14 protein-coding genes, 1 tRNA gene and 2 pseudogenes are annotated in these 15892 nt (G+C 72.6%); 4 read left to right on the top strand and 13 right to left on the bottom strand.

Features of this window, described 5'->3' with window-relative positions; all coding sequences use genetic code 11:
- Positions 1-278: 278 nt before the first annotated feature.
- From thrB to ACIQUT_RS24960, 6 genes are all read right to left on the bottom strand, one after another.
- Positions 279-1205, bottom strand: coding sequence for a homoserine kinase (gene thrB, locus ACIQUT_RS24985; RefSeq protein ID WP_403565773.1), 927 nt, complete (start codon positions 1203-1205; stop codon positions 279-281).
- A gap of 469 nt (positions 1206-1674) precedes the next feature.
- Positions 1675-2745 carry a threonine synthase gene (thrC, locus tag ACIQUT_RS24980; RefSeq protein ID WP_385682689.1) on the bottom strand — a complete coding sequence of 357 codons (1071 nt, stop codon included), beginning with the start codon at positions 2743-2745 and terminating at the stop codon, positions 1675-1677.
- 6 nt (positions 2746-2751) lie between these two features.
- On the bottom strand, positions 2752-4041 hold the full coding sequence (locus tag ACIQUT_RS24975) for a homoserine dehydrogenase (RefSeq protein WP_403565772.1): 1290 nt from the start codon (positions 4039-4041) through the stop codon (positions 2752-2754).
- 128 nt (positions 4042-4169) lie between these two features.
- Positions 4170-5561, bottom strand: a complete 1392-nt coding sequence (lysA, locus tag ACIQUT_RS24970) for a diaminopimelate decarboxylase (RefSeq protein ID WP_403565770.1) — start codon at positions 5559-5561, stop codon at positions 4170-4172.
- 19 nt (positions 5562-5580) lie between these two features.
- A complete protein-coding gene (nrtL, locus tag ACIQUT_RS24965; RefSeq protein WP_403565769.1) occupies positions 5581-6543 on the bottom strand; it encodes an ArgS-related anticodon-binding protein NrtL in 963 nt (320 codons plus the stop codon).
- 73 nt (positions 6544-6616) lie between these two features.
- A complete protein-coding gene (locus ACIQUT_RS24960; RefSeq protein ID WP_179173571.1) occupies positions 6617-7093 on the bottom strand; it encodes a response regulator in 477 nt (158 codons plus the stop codon).
- Between the two features lie 99 nt (positions 7094-7192).
- Here ACIQUT_RS24960 and ACIQUT_RS24955 point away from each other — a divergent pair.
- Positions 7193-7264, top strand: a tRNA-Arg gene (locus tag ACIQUT_RS24955).
- 219 nt (positions 7265-7483) lie between these two features.
- On the opposite strand, the pseudogene ACIQUT_RS24950 reads toward ACIQUT_RS24955, so the two are convergent.
- From ACIQUT_RS24950 to ACIQUT_RS24940, 3 genes and pseudogenes are all read right to left on the bottom strand, one after another.
- Positions 7484-7854, bottom strand: a pseudogene (locus ACIQUT_RS24950) (site-specific integrase); the annotation flags it as partial.
- A gap of 258 nt (positions 7855-8112) precedes the next feature.
- On the bottom strand, positions 8113-8508 hold the full coding sequence (locus tag ACIQUT_RS24945; protein WP_403565767.1) for a hypothetical protein: 396 nt from the start codon (positions 8506-8508) through the stop codon (positions 8113-8115).
- Between the two features lie 58 nt (positions 8509-8566).
- Positions 8567-9879: pseudogene (locus tag ACIQUT_RS24940) on the bottom strand (phosphoribosyltransferase family protein).
- A 162-nt stretch (positions 9880-10041) separates the two neighbouring features.
- On the opposite strand from ACIQUT_RS24940, the gene ACIQUT_RS24935 reads away from it, so the two are divergent.
- Positions 10042-11055 carry an XdhC family protein gene (locus tag ACIQUT_RS24935; RefSeq protein ID WP_403565765.1) on the top strand — a complete coding sequence of 338 codons (1014 nt, stop codon included), beginning with the start codon at positions 10042-10044 and terminating at the stop codon, positions 11053-11055.
- A gap of 108 nt (positions 11056-11163) precedes the next feature.
- On the opposite strand, the gene ACIQUT_RS24930 is transcribed toward ACIQUT_RS24935, so the two are convergent.
- Entirely contained in the window at positions 11164-11487 is a 324-nt protein-coding gene (locus ACIQUT_RS24930; RefSeq protein ID WP_403565763.1) for a plasmid stabilization protein, read from the bottom strand.
- Between the two features lie 128 nt (positions 11488-11615).
- Between ACIQUT_RS24930 and ACIQUT_RS24925 the strand changes: the two genes are divergently transcribed.
- Entirely contained in the window at positions 11616-12020 is a 405-nt protein-coding gene (locus ACIQUT_RS24925; protein ID WP_403565762.1) for a DUF6479 family protein, read from the top strand.
- Between the two features lie 83 nt (positions 12021-12103).
- On the opposite strand, the gene ACIQUT_RS24920 is transcribed toward ACIQUT_RS24925, so the two are convergent.
- The gene (locus ACIQUT_RS24920; RefSeq protein WP_403565819.1) at positions 12104-13006 is read right to left on the bottom strand and encodes an ATP-dependent DNA ligase; all 903 of its coding nucleotides are present in this window, start codon (positions 13004-13006) and stop codon (positions 12104-12106) included.
- Positions 13006-13902, bottom strand: coding sequence for a non-homologous end-joining DNA ligase (ligD, locus tag ACIQUT_RS24915; protein ID WP_403565760.1), 897 nt, complete (start codon positions 13900-13902; stop codon positions 13006-13008). The genes ACIQUT_RS24920 and ligD overlap by 1 nt, the downstream gene beginning before the upstream one ends.
- Positions 13903-13933: 31 nt before the next feature.
- Here ligD and ACIQUT_RS24910 point away from each other — a divergent pair, with 31 nt between their 5' ends.
- Positions 13934-15058: a Ku protein gene (locus tag ACIQUT_RS24910; protein ID WP_403565758.1), complete on the top strand. Its 1125-nt coding sequence runs from the start codon at positions 13934-13936 to the stop codon at positions 15056-15058.
- Between the two features lie 32 nt (positions 15059-15090).
- On the opposite strand, the gene ACIQUT_RS24905 is transcribed toward ACIQUT_RS24910, so the two are convergent.
- Positions 15091-15891: a nuclease-related domain-containing protein gene (locus ACIQUT_RS24905; RefSeq protein ID WP_403565756.1), complete on the bottom strand. Its 801-nt coding sequence runs from the start codon at positions 15889-15891 to the stop codon at positions 15091-15093.
- Between the last annotated feature and the right edge of the window lies 1 nt (position 15892).

Here is a 15892-nt window from a genome sequence, read left to right as displayed (position 1 = left end):
GGCCCCCGAGCTGGAAGCGTGGGAAATTCACGCCGATTCCGATTCCGGAGCGTGCTCGAAACTGCCGGAGGTGATCAGAGCAGTCGGGGAGGCTCCCGGAAGAAAGGTGGTCCCGGATGGGGACACTGAGCGCCGAGCCAAGGCGGCTTCGGCTGCGCACTTGAGAGTAACACTACCGGATCCAACAGATATTCCCCCTCTCAATCACCGGCAATCGCGCCATCCGCGCGGGCGGCCTGCCCTGGCCGCCCGCCCCTTGGCCGACCGGCCCGTACGGCCTAGCCGCCCTGGGTTCCCAGCGGAAGTACGCTCGCGCCCGCGGCGTCGAGGGCCAGCCGGTTGGCCGCCCATCCCCCGCCCGCGAGCTGCGCGACCTTGTCGGCCGCGCCGCCTTCGGCCAGCGCGAGGACCGTGGGGCCCGCGCCGGAGATGACCGCGGGGATGCCGTCCGCCCGCAGTCGGTTGACGAGTGCCACGCTCTCGGGCATCGCCGGGGACCGGTACTCCTGGTGGAGCCGGTCTTCGGTGGCCGGCAGCAGCAGCTCGGGGCGCCTGGTCAGGGCTTCCACGAGGAGGGCCGCACGGCCCGCGTTGACGGCCGCGTCCACGTGCGGGACGGTGCGCGGCAGCAGGCCGCGCGCGGTCTCCGTGAGGACGGGCTTGGCGGGGACGAAGACCACCGGAACGACGGAGTCGGAGGGCTCCATGCGGATGGCCTTGGCGCTGCCGCCGTCCATCCAGGCCAGGGTGAAGCCGCCGAGCAGGCAGGCGGCGACGTTGTCGGGGTGGCCCTCGATCTCGGTGGCCAGTTCCAGCAGGGCCGTGTCGTCGAGCCTGGCCTCGCCGCCTATGGTGACGGCGCGCGCGGCGACGATGCCGGCGCAGATGGCGGCGGAGGAGGAGCCGAGGCCGCGGCCGTGCGGGATGCGGTTGGCGCAGACGACCTCCAGGCCGCGCGGCTGACCGCCCAGCAGGTCGAACGCGGTGCGCATGGAGCGTACGAGCAGGTGGCTCTCGTCCCGCGGGAGGGTGTCGGCGCCCTCGCCCGCGATGTCGATGTCCAGGCCGGAGTCGGCCACGCGGACGACCACGTCGTCGTAGAGCCCCAGGGCCAGACCGAAGGCGTCGAAGCCCGGGCCGAGGTTGGCACTGCTGGCGGGGACGCGCACCCGTACGGCGGCGGCGCGGAACGCTGGACCGGCCATCGTCCGATGACACTCCTTGTGACTCTGCGAGAAGTTCGCTGTGAATGTACTGGAGAAGGTACGACACCCGGGGGCCCTCGGGGCAGCACCGCGGTCATATGCGCGGTGGTGGATGTCAGTACAGCGTATCGAAGGAAGGTTCTCCCGCGACATAGGGCGCACAGGAGGCGCACGATGCGTGTCGCGTCCCGGACCCCGGATTCGGTTGCGTTTTGCCGTCGTACGACCCGAGTTGCCGGATTCCGCGAGGCGTCCGGAGCGGATCCGGAACGGCCGGGAAGGCCCCGGAAGGCTCGGGAAAACCCGGGAAGGCCCGGGAAGTCCGCGGAAGGAGTCGGAATCCGGCAACTCGGCGCGGACCGCCGGGGCTTCGGCGGCGCCGCGGCACCGTGACGGCGCATCGGCGCCACCCCGCCGGCGGCCCCGCCACGGCCCGGCCGGTGTCGGCCGGACCGCGGCGGACGGCGGGTCAGACCAGGCCGAGGCGGACGGCCGCGGCTTCGGCGTCCACCGGGACGGTGACGGGCTGCGGGGCTCCGGCGACCGCCCAGTCGGGGTCCTTCAGGCCGTTGCCGGTGACCGTGCACACGATCTTCTGGCCGGGGTCGACCAGGCCCAGCTCGGCGGCCTTGAGCAGGCCGGCGACCGAGGCGGCCGAGGCGGGCTCGACGAAGACGCCCTCCTGCGCGGCCAACAGGCGGTAGGCCGCGAGGATCTGACGGTCCGTCACCTCGTCGATGAAACCGCCCGACTCGTCGCGCGCGGCGAGCGCGTGCTCCCACGAGGCCGGGTTGCCGATGCGGATCGCGGTGGCGATGGTCTGCGGCTCCTTGACGACCTCGCCGCGCACGATGGGCGCGGAACCGGACGCCTGGAAACCCCACACGCGGGGCGTACGGGAGGCCAGGCCGTCTGCCTTGTACTCCTTGAAGCCCCTCCAGTACGCCGTGATGTTGCCGGCGTTGCCGACGGGCAGCACGTGGACGTCGGGGGCGTCGCCGAGCGCGTCGACGATCTCGAACGCGGCCGTCTTCTGACCCTCGATGCGCACCGGGTTGACGGAATTGACCAGCGCCACCGGGTAGTTGTCGGAGAGCGCGCGGGCCAGGTCGAGACAGTCGTCGAAATTGCCGTCCACCTGCAGGATCTTCGCGCCGTGCACGAGGGCCTGGCCCATCTTGCCGAGCGCGATCTTCCCGCGGGGCACGAGGACGGCGGACACCATCCCGGCGCGCACCGCGTACGCGGCCGCCGAGGCCGAGGTGTTGCCCGTGGAGGCGCAGATGACGGCCTTGGCGCCGTCCTCCTTGGCCTTGGTGATCGCCATGGTCATGCCGCGGTCCTTGAAAGACCCGGTGGGGTTCGCGCCCTCGACCTTGAGGTGCACCTCGCAGCCCGTGCGCTCGGACAGGACCTGCGCGGGCACGAGGGGAGTACCACCCTCGCGGAGCGTCACCACCGGCGTCGTCTCCGTGACCGGCAGCCGGTCCCGGTACTCCTCGATGATGCCGCGCCACTGGTGGGTGCGATTGCTGCTCATGGGTCCTTACTCCCCTTCAACACGCATGATGCTGGCGACACCGCGGACGGTGTCCAGCTTCCGCAGCGCCTCGACGGTCCCGGAGAGGGCGGCGTCGGGTGCGCGGTGGGTGACGACGACGAGGGAGGCCTCGCCGTCCTTGCCCTGCTGCCGGACGGTGTCGATCGACACGCCGTGCTCCGCGAAGACCGTCGCCACCTGGGCGAGGACGCCCGGCTTGTCCGCCACATCGAGGCTGATGTGGTAGCGGGTGACGACGTCCCCCATGGGGCTGACCGGCAGCTGGGTGTACGCCGACTCGCCGGGCCCCGTTGCCTCGGCGAGCTTGTTCCGGCAGACGGCGACGAGGTCGCCCAGGACCGCCGAGGCGGTCGGCGAACCGCCCGCGCCGGGCCCGTAGAACATGAGCCGCCCGGCGGCCTCCGCCTCGACGAAGACGGCGTTGTACGCCTCGCGGACGGAGGCGAGCGGGTGGCTGAGCGGGATCATCGCCGGGTGCACGCGCGCCGTGACGGACCCGCCGTCGGCGGCCCGCTCGCAGATCGCGAGCAGCTTGATGGTGCAGCCCATGCGCTTGGCGGAGGCGAAGTCCGCAGCGCTGACCTCGGTCATCCCCTCGCGGTGGACGTCGTCCAGCCGCACCCGGGTGTGGAAGGCGATCCCGGCCAGGATGGCGGCCTTGGCGGCGGCGTCGTAGCCCTCGACGTCGGCGGTCGGGTCGGCCTCGGCGTAGCCCAGGGCGGTGGCCTCGTCGAGGGCCTCCTGGTAGCCGGCGCCGGTGGAGTCCATCTTGTCGAGGATGAAGTTCGTCGTGCCGTTGACGATGCCCATCACCCGGTTGATCTTGTCGCCGGCGAGGGACTCGCGCAGCGGGCGGATCAGCGGGATGGCGCCGGCGACGGCGGCCTCGTAGTAGAGGTCCAGCCCGGCCTGCTCGGCGGCCGCGTGCAGGGCGGCGCCGTCCTGGGCGAGGAGTGCCTTGTTCGCCGAGACGACGGAGATGCCGTGGTCGAAGGCGGTGGTGATGAGGCCGCGGGCCGGCTCGATGCCGCCGATGACCTCGATGGCGACGTCGATGTCACCCCGTTTGAGCAGGGCGGTCGCGTCGGTGGTGATCAGCGCGGGGTCGATGCCCTCGCGCACCTTGGAGGGACGGCGCACGGCGACGCCCGCCAGCTCGACGGGCGCGCCGATCCTGGCCGTCAGATCGTCGGCGTGCGTCGTCATGATGCGCGCCACCTCTGAGCCGACCACTCCACAGCCCAGCAGCGCCACCTTCAGCGGACGCGTACGCATCATTCGACCTACGCCTTTCGATCTTTCTTCGGTTCCCGGCGGGCGGTATTGCGCGCCGGGTTTGAACCAGTCTCACCCAATGGACACAAGTTTCCATCCTCGGTCCATTGGATGAGACAGCTATTCCATCATCCGAGGTCGAGACGCAGGAGATCTTCCTCCGTCTCGCGCCGGACGATCACCCGCGCCGCCCCGTCGCGCACGGCGACGACGGGCGGGCGGAGCGCATGGTTGTAGTTGCTCGCCATGGAGCGGCAGTACGCCCCGGTGGCGGGTACGGCGATCAGGTCGCCGGGGGCCAGGTCGGCCGGCAGGTAGGCGTCCTTGACCACGATGTCACCGCTCTCGCAGTGCTTGCCGACGACGCGGGCGAGCACCGGCTCGGCGTCCGAGGTGCGGGAGACGAGGGTGACGGAGTACTCGGCGTCGTAGAGGGCAGTGCGGATGTTGTCGGACATGCCGCCGTCCACGGACACGTACGTGCGCAGCCCCTGCAGCGGCTTGATCGTGCCGACCTCGTAGAGGGTGAACGCGGTCGGGCCGACGATGGCGCGGCCCGGCTCGACGGAGATGCGGGGCGCGCGCAGCCCGGCCGCCTCGCACTCGCGGGAGACGATCTCCTGCAGGGCCTTGGCGATCTCCTGGGGCTCGCGCGGGTCGTCGGAGGAGGTGTAGGCGATGCCGAGGCCGCCGCCGAGGTCGATCTCGGGCAGCTCGATGCCGTGCTCGTCGCGTACGGCGGCCAGCAGGCGGACCACGCGGCGGGCGGAGACCTCGAAGCCGGCCATGTCGAAGATCTGCGAGCCGATGTGGGAGTGGACGCCGAGCAGCTCCAGCGAGTCGTGCCCGAGGGCGCGGCGCACGGCCTCGGCCGCCGAACCGTCGGCGACGGCGATGCCGAACTTCTGGTCCTCGTGGGCGGTGGCGATGAACTCGTGGGTGTGCGCCTCGACGCCCACCGTCACCCGGATCTGCACGGGCTGGCGTACGCCCAGCTCGCGGGCGATGTGCGCGACGCGGGCGATCTCCTGGAAGGAGTCGAGGACGATCCGCCCGACGCCGGCCTCGACGGCGCGGGTGATCTCCGCCACGGACTTGTTGTTGCCGTGGAACGCGATGCGCGCGGCGGGCATCCCGGCGGCGAGGGCGGTGGCCAGCTCCCCGCCGGAGCACACGTCCAGGTTCAGCCCCTCTTCCTTGAGCCACTTCACGACGGCCTTGGAGAGGAACGCCTTGCCTGCATAGAACACATCGGCGTCCGCCCCGAAGGCGTGGGCCCAGGCCCGGCACCGGGCCCGGAAGTCCTCCTCGTCGAGGAAATAAGCCGGGGTCCCGAACTCCTCGGCAAGCCGCGTGACCTCGACCCCGCCCACACTCACGACGCCGTCGTCGTTCCGTCGGACGGTCCGGGACCACACCTTCTCGTCGAGGGCGTTCAGGTCGGCGGGCGGCGGCGTGTAGTGGCCCTCGGACAGGACATCGGCGTGGCGGGGGCCGGCGGGGTGGGCGGAACGGCTCATCGGTATCTCTCTTCGCGGATCACAGGCAGTCGGGTGCGTGGATGCCGAGCAGGGCCAGGCCGCCGGCCAGCACCGTCCCGGCGGCTTCGGCAAGGGCGAGCCGGGCGCGGTGGGCGGCCGAGGGTTTCTCGTCCCCCTTGGGCAGGACGCAGTACTGGAAGTCGAGCAGCGCGTCGGCCAGCTCGACGAGGTGCCGGACCAGCCGCTCGGGCGCACGGTGGTGCGCGGCGGCTTCGAGCACGAGCGGATGATCGGCGAGCACACGCAACAACCCGGCGCCGTCGCCGTGCGGGCCGGGCAGCAACTCGGACCCGAACCCGAGCAGCCGGGCATTGCGCACCAGCGCGACCGCACACGCATGCGCGTACCGAACCCGGAAGAACTCACTGGACTCGTCCTGCACGAGCAGCGAACCACTGAAACTCGGCGTCTCACGAGCAGGCACGCACAGCATGGCCCAGACGGCGGCGTCGCCCCCGAACCGCGCGACGACGTCCCCGTCCCGCCGCGCAACGGGCGCAACGTTCGGCAGCGGCTCCCCACCGGAGATCCCCTGACTCACCAAAATCCGCCCGACGGCCCGCCCGACGACGACAGCACGCAACTCGCCGTCGGCAGGAGCAGGGACAACGGAGACGGGGGGGACGGCGGGGACGAGGCGCAGCACGTCCCGCACCACATCGACGGAGGACCGCTCCTCCAGCACGAAGTTCAAGAAACCTGCGCCGGTGACCTCGACACGGGCGATCCCGGTCTCGGCGCCCAGCCGCCCGGCCAGCACCCGGGCCACCTCGCCGGACGCACAGCCGGCGGCCTTGGCGACCTGGAAGGCGACGGGCGTGGCGTACTCCCCCACCCCACCGGGGCGGGTCCGCTCGACGACCACCCGCGCGGGCACCGCGGCATGCGCGGGCAGCTCCCCGTCGTCGACGGCGCAGCGCACGGCGCGCACGACGGTGCGGGTGAGATCGGCGGGCGTCACGGAACCCAGCCTAGGGGAGACACCCCACGCTCACGCGAACGGTTTCGCGATGTGAACAGAGGGGTGCCGGGGGTCAGCCCCTCCCCCTCCCGGCGGGAGCCCCTTCACGCCCTTCCCGATCGCGCCGTTCGACGAGCCTGCGCACGACCTGCACCAGCTCGGCGGGCTCGAAGGGCTTGGCGATGAACGCGTCGACCCCGGCCTCGATCCCGTTCTCCACCTCGTGCTGCGTACAGGCGCTGACGATGGCGACGGGCAGATGGCGCGTCCGCGGATCGGCCTTGAGCTGCGCGGCGGCCCCGAACCCGTCCAGCCGTGGCATGACCACGTCCAGCGTGATCACATCGGGAGCCACCTCGTGCACGACGTCCAGACACTCGGCACCATCGCTCGCGGTCACGACCTCGAAGCCCTCCAGCTCGAGATTGACCTTGATCAGCTGCCGGATGACCTTGTTGTCGTCGACAACAAGAACCCGACCCGAGGCGCCTGGCACAACTCGAGAGTAGGTCCGCGCACGCCCCCGCGTCCGGGTTTTTGCCACTTCCACCCCGTCCGGGCGACCCGGGCACCCCTCCTCGCGAAACGGTTTCTGATCACCCCGCGGAAGCTGGTAGTGTTCAACCCGTCGCCGCACAGCGAACGACACGCCCCCGTAGCTCAGGGGATAGAGCAACGGCCTCCGGAGCCGTGTGCGCAGGTTCGAATCCTGCCGGGGGCACTTCGCAGGAAGTGCCCAAAGACCCCGCCATCAGCAACTTCGCTGAGACGGGGTCTTCGCGTATGTGCAGCCAACTGCCGCCGTGTGCACCCGTATTGTCAGCGGCTGTGGACTATTCATGGACAGGATCTTGGCGCATCGCCCCAGGTCAGCCCCAGGAACGCCGAAGGCCCCCGGACAGGTCCAGGGGCCTCGCAGCGTATCGCCACCCACTCGCGATCACTCGTACTCGCGCAGCAGATCCTCGATCCGAAGGTTGCCCACCTCCTGGCGCCCGTCGAGGCACTTCGCGTACCGACTGAGCAGCACCTCCACGCTGCTGCCGGCGCGCTCGGCGACCTCGGTGGGGTCGACACCGGCGTTGAGCCACGTGGACAGCGCCGAGTGCCTCAGGTCGTACGGCCGTGGGCGAGCGGTGAGGCAGCGGTGGCCGGCGGCAGGGCCAGCACCCGCGCCTCCTGCCAGGCCCGGTAGTAGGTGGACGACGACACCACTCCCCCACCCTCGCTGAAGAAGAGCCGCCCGTCCTTGGCAGTCCCGAAGGTGTCAAGGTGCTCGCGCAGGATGCTCACGAGCTGCGGAGGAATCGGCCGGCGATGGCGTGGCGGCGGGAGGGCACGGGGTGGGTCACCACTTCCTCATCACCTGAAGGGCGATGACTTGGGCCTGGGCGTGCCTCGTCAGCGCCTCGCCCGTCTCGAAGAGCAGTCGCTTCGCACCGGCGGGGGGTTGGACGAGGTCGGCTACCCGGCACGACTGGCCCCCGATCCGGATGACGTCGCCCCTCTGCACGGTGATCGATGTGATCTCAACGTTGGCGGCGAGAGAGCCGCTGGGGGCTCGTCCGCTCACTGGTTCGCCTGCCGCGGTTCCGGCGCGTCGTCCGTGGTGCGGCAGGAGCAGTCGCAGGCCTCGTAGATCACCGGGATGCCGACCGGTGCTGTGGCGGGAGACGAATGGGCGCACTCGGAGTGCGTGCCGATGGCGCACGAGCTCGACCTGTAGGTGGTCCTCGCGTGCGTGGCACAGGAGAGTGCGGGAAGTTGCAGCCCACTGGTGCGGGCAGTGGTGGGGCCCATACACACCTGGTCCACGTGGTTCCGGAAGCCCTTGTTGTCGGTGAGCATCTTGTCGACCGGGAGCTCCATGGGGGTACCCGTGTTGTCCAGGTAGTGCTTCATGTGGCGCGATGCGTCGTTCAGGTCACCCCCGTCGGCGCCCATGACGAGCAGGTTCATCTTCATCCTGGTGCTCCAGTCGCCCCAGCCGGCATCCTCCTTTCCGCCTCCCGCCGCGGACGTCTCAGGGGGTGGGGAGGTGGGTGGTCAGCCAGGTCGTGGCCAGGGTGGCTACCTCTTCCAGGGCGCCCGGTTCCTCGAAGAGGTGGGTGGCGTCCTCGATGACCTCCAGGCGGTTCTCGCAGCGGAGTCGGGCCTGGGCCTCGCGGTTCAGGGCGAGGACCTGGGTGTCGTCGCCGCCGACGATGAGGAGGGTAGGGGCGCGGACCGTGGGGAGGGAGGTCGCCAGGTCGGGGCGGCCGCCTCGGGAGACCACCGCGTAGACCGGGGAGTCCGGCAGTGACGCTGACGTGAGGGCTGCCGCGGCTCCTGTGCTGGCGCCGAAGTAGGCCAGGTCGAGGGTCGGGGTGCGGGTGTGGAGCCAGGTCGTGGTGTCGGTGAGGCGGGCCGACAGGGTGGGGATGTCGAAGACGTGGGCGCGGGTCTGCTCCTCGGCCGGGGTGAGGAGGTCGAAGAGGAGGGTGCCCAGGCCGGCGCGGTTGAGGGCCGAGGCGACCTGGCGGTTGCGGGGGCTGTGGCGGCTGCTGCCGGAGCCGTGGGCGAAGACCACGACTGCGCGGGCGTCCGGCGGGAGGGTGAGTTCCCCGGGGAGGGTAAAGCCCGCCGCGTCGATCACGACGTCGATGGTCGTTGTGGATGGGCTCATGGCGGTGCCTTCGGGGGGTTGTGGGGCGTCGCCTCCCAGGCGGCCGCGCGGGTCAGGAGGGCGATGACCTCCTCGTCGGGGGTCTGGGAGAAGTCGTGGTACCACTGGCCCACGGCGGAGAATCCGGCCGGCGTGGCCAGGAAGACCACGTCGTCGGCGGCCTCCGCCAGGCGGGCCGCGGCGTCCGGCGGGGCCACCGGGGCCGCCATCACCACCTTGGCCGCGCCCTGTGCCCGTACGACCGCGCAGGCGGCGGCGGCCGTGGCGCCGGTGGCGATGCCGTCGTCGACCAGGATCGCCGTACGGGCGCGCAGGGGGACGCGGGAGCGGCCGGCCCGGAAGCGGTGGGCCTGACGGGCCAGTTCCTCCTGTTCCGCGGCCTCCACCTCGGCGATGTCCTGCGGGGTGATGCGGCCGCGGCGGACGATGTCGTCGCTGATGACGCGTACGCCGCCCTCACCGATCGCGCCGAAGGCGAGCTCGCGCTGGTACGGGACCCCGAGCTTGCGCACCACGATCACATCGAGGGGGGCGCGGAGGGCGTGGGCCACGTGGAAGGCGACCGGCACGCCGCCCCGGGGCAGGCCCAGCACCACGGGGTTCTCCGGCTCGTACTTCCGGAGGGCCTCGGCGAGTCGTCGTCCCGCGTCGTCGCGGTCGGTGAAGAGCACCTGGTCTCGCCGCCTCGTCTTGGCGTTCGATTCGCCCCTTCTTCGAGAGGAACTCATCGGGGGCGTTTGTGCAAGTGGTCCCGGTGATCCGTACGAGGGTGGGTAGGGGTGGGGGGCGTGCACAGGTTGGCGGCGGGGCCACGACGAGGATGGGGCGGCGCGATGCGCGGACTGGTGGAGACGGCGCGGCGGTGGGCGGCCGAGGGCCGGGCGGGTTTTCTGGCGCGGCCGGTGGCCGAGCAGGGGTTCGGGCCGCGGGACCCGGCCGGGGCGCTGCTGCTGGACGCGCGCGGGGAGTGCGCCGGATCGCTGTACGGGGGTGTGTTCGATGCCGAGCTGGTGGCGGAGGCCGGGGCGTGGCCGCCCGGGGCCACCGCCCGGGTGTGCGAGGTGTCGGTCGGGGCGGAGGAGGCGGCCGAGGCGCGGCTGACCTGCGGGGGCCGGGCGGAGATCCTGCTGCAGCCGCTGGCGGCGGTGCCGGCCGAGTGGTGGGAGCTGCTGGCCGAGGGGGTCGGGGTGGCGCTCGTGACCCGGCTGAACGAGCGGGCCGACCGGGCGGTGAGCGAGGTGGTCCGGGCCGTCGACTCCCCCGCCGGCGAGGCCGGGCGGCGGGCCGGTGAGCTGCTGGCCACGCGTCGGCCCGGGCGGGACGCGGTGTACGGGGATTCGGGGCTGGTGCTCGTGGAGGCGTACCCGTCGGCGCCGCACGTCGTGGTCGGCGGGCCGGAGTCCGGGGAGCTCGCTCAGCTGATCGGGGCCCAGGCGCGGCTGCTGGGGTGGGGTGCGGAGTACGTCGCCGCCGTCGCGGACGCGGAGAAGCTGCTGGCGGCGCGGCGGGACGCGGCCTGCCTGGTGGTGCTCAGCCACGATCCGGAGTTCGACGTGCCGACGCTGCGGGCGGCGCTCGCGCTCGGGATCCCGTACGTGGGGGCGCTGGGCTCGCGGAAGACCACGGCCCGGCGGCGCGAGGGGCTGGAGGCGGCCGGGGTCGCGGAGGCGGAGGTGGCGCGGGTGCACGGGCCGATCGGGCTCGACCTGGGCGCCCGCACGTCGGCGGAGACGGCGCTCGCCATCTGCGCCGAGATCCTGGCGGTGCTCAGCGGGCACGAGGCGCGGGGGGTGCCGGGGGCGCCCGGGGTGCCGGGGCTGCGGGAGTCGGGCGGGCCGCTTCGGTAGCTGCTGCGCCGGGCGCTCCGCGGGAGGTGCCGCGGCGGTCCGGCGGTCGTCTGCGGGCCGGTGGTGGCTGGTCGCGCGGTTCCCCGCGCCCCTGCGGGGCGGGGCGCGTCACTTGCCGAGGGCGCGCTTGAGCTGGGCCTTGGTCATCTCCGAGCGGCCGCGGATGTTGCGCTGCCTGGCCTCCTCGTAGAGCTGCGCGTGCGTGGGGCCCTGCGCGCCCGAGTGGGAGCGCAGGCCGCCGCGGCGCGAGGAGGACATGTCCTCCAGGGAGAGGCGGCTCGCGGTCTCGGACTCGCCGGCGCGGGCCCGCTCCTTGTTGACCGTCCGGGCGGCGATCTCCTTGGCCTCTTCCTCGGGGACGCCGCGCTCCTCGGCACCCTCCTTGATGTGTTCGTACTGGCGTTCACGCTTGGGGGAGGATCCGCGGGGCATGGCCTGACCCCCTCCTTCCGGTCCGGGCTGCTGTTCGCCTACCCGCAGCACCGGCCGGCAGTCGCGCGGCACCCATATTTCTGCCTCTTATCGGGCGAATCCCGACCAAAGCCGGGAATATGACCTGTATGAACACGACACTGAGCTACCTCGCGGTCGACGCGACCCTCGGCAGCATCGCGTGGTTCTTCTTCGTGGGCATCCTGATCGCCGGGTTCCTGCTCGCCGGCTTCAAGCTGGGCCAGCGCGTCCGGGCCAAGGAGCCCCCGCCGCCCACCCCCGAGAGCCAGCCCCACCTGCCCGAGGGCGGAGCGGTCCACGAGGTGCGCGAGGAGCGCGACCAGCTGGAGATCCCCGAAGGCGGCCTGCGCCCCCACGAGATGCAGGGCTACGGGAACTTCGGCGACACCGAGTCCACCCACCCCGACGAGGTCCGCAGGCGGCGCGAGTCCGGCTACGAGCACCCCAAGGGCCCCGGACCGCACCCCCAGCCCGGCTCGCCTCCGAACGCGGGACGCGGCGCCCACGCCTGACCGCCCCGGGCACCCGCCCCCTCCCCCTCGCACTCCCCCTCACTCACCCGTCTCTGGCCTGCGCCGTCTGCCCGCGGCGCAGGTCAGGCGTCTGTGCGGAGTCTGAGCACCTCGGGCGGCGGGTGCCGGGTCGAGGTGTGCCGGGCCTCGGCGACCAGGGGCGGGTCCAGGGGGTGGTACGGGACCTCGCCGATCCCGATCCCGATCGCCGTGGCCGTGGCCTCCGCAGCCTCCGCGGCCTCCTCCGCCCGCCGGGCCAGCTCCGCCGACAGTTCCGCCCGCTGCGCGGCCGTCAGCGGGCTCGACACCAGCGGCGTCTCGTCCTCGCCCGGCAGCACCAGCACCAGCGCCCGGGGGCGGCGCGCCGTGCCGGTGTAGCCGATCACCGCCGCGTCCCGCACCTCGGTGTGCCGCAGCTTCTGCCAGCCGCGGCGGCCCGCCGGGTACGCCTGGTCCAGCCGTTTGACGACCAGGCCCTCGATGCCGCTGGCGGGGAGGGTCTCGTACCAGGTCTCGGCCACGTCCGGGTCGGTGGTCATCGGGACCGGCTGGAGCGGCGGGCCGAGCGGGGACAGCAGGTCCACCAGGAGGGCCCGGCGCCGCTCGTACGGCTGCCCGCGCACGTCCTCGCCGGCCAGTTCGAGGACGTCGAAGGCGGCGTACGAGGCCGGCAGGCTCCGGGCGAGGGCGGCGGCCCTGGCGGCGGTGGCGGCCGCCGCCCGCCGCTGGACGAGGGCGAAGTCGGTGCGCCCCCCGTGCCACACCACGACCTCCCCGTCGAGGACGGTATCGGCGGGCAGCCGGCGCGCCGCGGCGACCAGATCGGGAAAGGCCCTGGTCACGATGCGGCCCGAGCGCGCCTGGAGCAGCACGTCCCCGGGCGTACGGACGACGACCACCAGCCGGTGCCCGTCGAACTTCGGCTCGTAGGCCAGGCCCGTCCCGCGCGGCAGGGTCCGTACGGAGGCCGCGAGGGCCACCTGGATCACGGCCCGGCCCCGGGAAGACGGCGGGCGCGCTCCGGGTCCAGGAGCGGCGCGAACAGGTCGCCGTCACGCTCGACCCTCGGCGGGATGTCGTCGGCGAGGAAGACCAGGTCGGACGGGACCCGGCAGGCCTCGACCTCGGCCCAGGAGACCGGGGCGGAGACCGTTTCCCGGGCCCGTGCGCGCAGGGTGTAGGGCGCGGCGGTGGTCTTGGCGGCGGAGTTCTGGCTGTGGTCGACGAAGACCTTGCCGGGGCGCAGGGACTTGGCCATGCGGTGCACGACGAGGTCGGCGAGCTCGCGCTCGGCCTCTTGGGCCAGTGTCTTCGCGTACGCCGACACGGCCTCGGACGGGGTCGGCTCCAGCGGCACGGCCAGGTGCAGCCCTTTCGCCCCGGAGGTCTTGGGGTACGCGGACAGCCCGTCGGCGGCGAGCCGCTCGCGCAGCCAGAGCGCGACGCCGCAGCACTCGACGACGGTGGCGGGCGCACCGGGGTCCAGGTCGAGGATCAGCCGGTCGGCGACGGCAGGGCTGCCCGCCGGCCACTGCGGGGTGTGGAACTCGACCACCAGGTTGGCCGCCCACATCAGCGACGGCAGATCGGAGACGACCACCTGCTCGGCCGAGGGGTCGTCCGACCGCGGTACGGCGGCGGTCTTCACCCACGCGGGCGTACCGGGCGGCGGGTTCTTCGTGAAGAACAGCTGCCCCTCCGGCCCGTCGGGATAGCGCAGGAACGACACCGGCCGGTCATGGATGTGGGCCAGGAGCGGAACGGCGGCGGTGGCGTAGTAGTGCAGCACCTCGCCCTTGGTGAAACCGGTCTCGGGGTAGAGGACCTTGTCCAGGTTGCTGAGCGAGATGCGGCGCCCCTCCACCATCGTGATCGGCGTCATACGATGAGACTGCCACGAAACGGGAGGAACCGTGCGATCCATCTGGAACGGGGCCATCTCCTTCGGCCTGGTCAGCATCCCGATCAAGCTGGTGAACGCAACCGAGAGCCACTCCATCTCCTTCCGCCAGATCCACCTGGACGACGGCGGCCGCATCCGCTACCGCAAGGTGTGCGAGCTGGACGGCGAGGAGGTGGCGAGCGCCGAGATCGGCAAGGGCTACGAGGAGGCGGACGGCTCGATCATCCCGATCACGGACGAGGACCTGGCCCGGCTGCCGATCGCCACGGCGAAAACGATCGAGATCGTGTCGTTCGTGCCGGCGGACGAGATCGATCCCCTCCAGATGGACTCCGCGTACTACCTGGCGGCGAACGGGGCCACGGCCGCCAAGCCGTACACCCTGCTCCGCGAGGCGCTCAAGCGCAGCCACCGGGTCGCGATCGCCAAGTACGCGCTGCGCGGGCGGGAGCGGCTCGGCATGCTGCGGGTCGTCGGCGACGTCATCGCCATGCACGGCCTGCTGTGGCCGGACGAGATCCGCGAGCCGGAAGGGGTCGCCCCCGAGGCCTCGGTGTCGGTACGGGAGGCAGAGCTGGACCTGGCGGACGCGCTGATGGCGACGCTGGGCGAGGTGGACATGGCGTCCCTCACCGACGAGTACCGCGAGGCGGTCGAGGCGATGATCGAGGCGAAGGCGGAGGGCGCCTTCGAGCCGCCGTCGGAGGCGGAGGTGGAACCGGCCGGCGGCAAGGTGATCGACCTGATGGCGGCCCTGGAGAAGAGCGTACGGGCCGCGAAGGCGTCCCGGACCGGCGGGGACGAGGGCGCGGCCGAGGCCGGCGAGGCCGACGAGGCCGAGGTGACACCGATCCGCCGGCCCCCGGCACGCAAGCGGGCTCCGGCCGCGCCGAAGGCGGTGGGCGGGAAGAAGTCGACCGCGTCGACGGCCACCGCGAAGAAGGCGACGGGGGCCGGAAAGTCCACGGCCGCGCCGACCGGGACCAAGTCGACGGCGAAGACGGCCAAGACGGCCAAAACGACCAAGACGGCGAAGACCGCCAGGTCGGCCAAGACGGCCGCAGGCGCCAAGGAGACGGCCAAGAAGACGGCGACCGCGAAGAAGGCGACGACGCGAAAGCGGGCCTCCGCGTAAACCGCCCCCGAGAGGGTGCGGCCGTCGGCCGGTCAGCGGCGCTGCCACGTACGCGCATCGCGCGCCAGGGCGAACAGGGCTTCGACGTCCGGTGGTTTGAGGCCGGGCGGGGACGAGGCGAGGGCGGCGGAGGCGGTTTCCGGTTCGAGGACGCGGATGTCGCGGACCGTGGGGGCCACCTCGACGCGGGAGGCGTCGACCAGGGCGAGTGAGGGAGTGGCCGGGGCGCCCAGGGCGCGGGTGGCGGCGGAGGCCGCGCGGCGGATCCAGCGGGGGTCGGGGCGGGGGTCGGCGCGGCCCACGCCGAGGAGGAGGTCGCCGACGACCGCGCGTTGGCGGCGGCCTGGGATGCTGCGGATGCAGAAGATGCCGGCGGGGCCGATCAGGAGGTGGTCGAGGGGGCCCAGGGTGCGTAACGGAATGCAGTGCAGGACGCGCCAGCCATCCGCTTCGAGGGCGTCGAGGAGGCCGCCGATGCGCTGCTGGGCGAGGAGTTCCTGGCGCAGCCGGTGTCGGGTGCGGGTGCCCGCGGAGCCGTGGGCGAGTTCGCCGAGCAGGATTTCGCCCGGGCGGTTCGGGGCGAGGTCCTCGTCGGGCGGGAGGGCGAGGCGGTGCAGTTCCGCACGGGTGGGGACGGGCGGCGGGCCGACCGTCCAGGCGCCGGTCAGGTACGGCCGCAGGGCCGCGAGTACGGCTTCGCGGTGCTGCTCGGCGAGCATGCTGATCCGGTTGGCCTGCCGGTCGTACCAGGCCACGGCCTGGCCGTCGGGCAGGTTCACGTAGAGCCGGCCGCGGCCGGGGCGGCCGCTCGGCAGCACTGTGAGTCCGCGCACG

Source organism: Streptomyces sp. NPDC090445, from assembly GCF_044769385.1.
Taxonomy (GTDB): domain Bacteria; phylum Actinomycetota; class Actinomycetes; order Streptomycetales; family Streptomycetaceae; genus Streptomyces.
This window is presented reverse-complemented; position numbering and strand designations above follow the sequence as displayed.